Here is a 1,825-nt window from a genome sequence, read left to right as displayed (position 1 = left end):
CACTCCGACGATGAGATACGCCAGATTGAACGCGACCACAGTGACGATCGGAGCCCAGGCATTGGGCAGGGCATGCCTCAGCACGATCACCATCGGGGACATTCCCTTGAGGCGCGCCATATCGATGTAGGGGCTTGACAGCATGTTGATGATGGCCGCTCGGGTCATGCGCATCATGTGGGCCACGATTACAAGCGCAAGGGTGATTGCCGGCAGGGCGACTTTCCAGAGATGCTCCCAAAATGGCGTCTGATCGTTCACATTCGACAATGTCGGAAATTTGGGAACCGCATTGAGCGCCCAGTTCAGCGAGACAGTGAGCCAATGAGGCAGCGTTTGAGCGAAATCGGATCCGATGAACGTGTCGCGCGAGATCACCAGGTAGGCGAGCATATAAGCGACGAAAAATTCCGGGAATGAAATGGTTGTCAGTGTCGCGACATTCACCAGCCGGTCGAACCAGCCGTTGCGGTACAGCGCAGCCAGAATGCCAAGCCCCAAGGCCAGGGGAACGGCTATCAGCGCCGTCACCGCTGCAAGGAACATCGTGTTGTAGAGGCGGGGTGCGATGATCTCGGCCACGGTACGCCGATATCCGGTGCGGCTCGCAAACGAAGAGCCGAAATCGCCATGGAGCATCTGGGCGATCCAAGCGAAGTAGCGCTCGACAGGCGGACGATCGATGCCGATCTCCCGCTGAAACGCGGCGACCGTTTCGGGCGTCGCCGACTGCCCGAGCGTGGCCTTGGCGAAGTCGCCTGGGAGCATCGCGATCGCAGAGAAGATGATGATGGACACGATAAACAAAGTGACCAGACCGAGGCCAAGGCGCTGCAGGACCGTTCTTGCGACGGGGTTCATGTGCGTGGCGTTTCCTGGGCGGCAACCCTGCACTCGGAGCCAGCTGACCGGAGCCTCAAAACCATCGCGGCTCCGGCCCGCCATCTCATGCCGTGGCGATCCACCAGCGTTCGGCCATTTTCAGTCCATCGTTCTCCCAGTTGGGCGCCACATCACCGTGTGCGAGCTTTTTGGATTGGGCGCTGACGAAATTGTTGAAGACCAGCACGATGCTGCCGCCGTCATCGTGGGTTAGTTGCTGCATCTCGGCATACATCGCCGCTCGTTTGGCTTCGTCCGTCTCGGCGCGTGCCTGGACAAGCAATTCGTTGAAGTGGGGATTTTTCCAGAACGTTTCGTTCCAGCTGGAGTCCGCGGCAAAGGCTTGCGTGAACATCCAGTCGGCGGTTGCCCGACCGCTCCAATAGGAAGCGCACCAGGGTTTCTTCAGCCAGACATTGTCCCAATAAGCGTCCTCGGCCTCACGCACGACATTGACGTCGATGCCGCATTGGGCTGCCGTTTCGCGAATGAGCGAAGCCGCATCCACCGCCCCCGCAAAGGCGGCATCGGCCACCGAGAGGTCCACCTTCAGGTTCTCCATTCCGGCCTTTTTCAGGTAGTGCTTGGCTTTTTCCGGATCGAAGCTGTGTTGCGGTTGCGGATCCTTGGCGAATTTGATGGCCGGCGCGATCGGGTTGTCGTTGGCCACAGTGGCGTGGCCAAGAAAGATCTTGTCGACGATTTCTTGGCGATTGATCGCCCATTTCAATGCCATTCGCACGTCCGGATTATCAAACGGCGCCATCGTGACATTCATCGGCAAGGTATAGTGCCCGTAGCCAGTGACCTCGACGATTTCCACCTTGGGATTGCGTTTCAACATGCCGAGGGTCTTGAGGTCGGCGCGGCCGATATAGTCCACCTCCCCCGTGGATAGCGCCGCCATGCGAGCGGCGAGATCTGTGATGGCGATGAACTCCAC

At 59.0% G+C, this 1,825-nt stretch carries 2 protein-coding genes; both read right to left on the bottom strand.

The window, feature by feature from the left end; all coding sequences use genetic code 11:
* Window positions 1-861, bottom strand: an 861-nt coding sequence (locus EN879_RS34380; RefSeq protein WP_164774776.1) for an ABC transporter permease, incomplete at its 3' end; no start/stop codon positions are given.
* 85 nt (window positions 862-946) lie between these two features.
* A partial coding sequence (locus EN879_RS34375) for an ABC transporter substrate-binding protein (RefSeq protein ID WP_245493919.1) occupies window positions 947-1,825 on the bottom strand: 879 nt, incomplete at its 5' end.

This window comes from Mesorhizobium sp. M7A.F.Ca.AU.002.02.1.1 (genome assembly GCF_003998535.1).
Taxonomy (GTDB): Bacteria; Pseudomonadota; Alphaproteobacteria; order Rhizobiales; family Rhizobiaceae; genus Mesorhizobium; species Mesorhizobium ciceri.
Note: the sequence above shows the minus strand (reverse complement) of the source record. Positions and strands in the feature narration are given on the sequence as shown.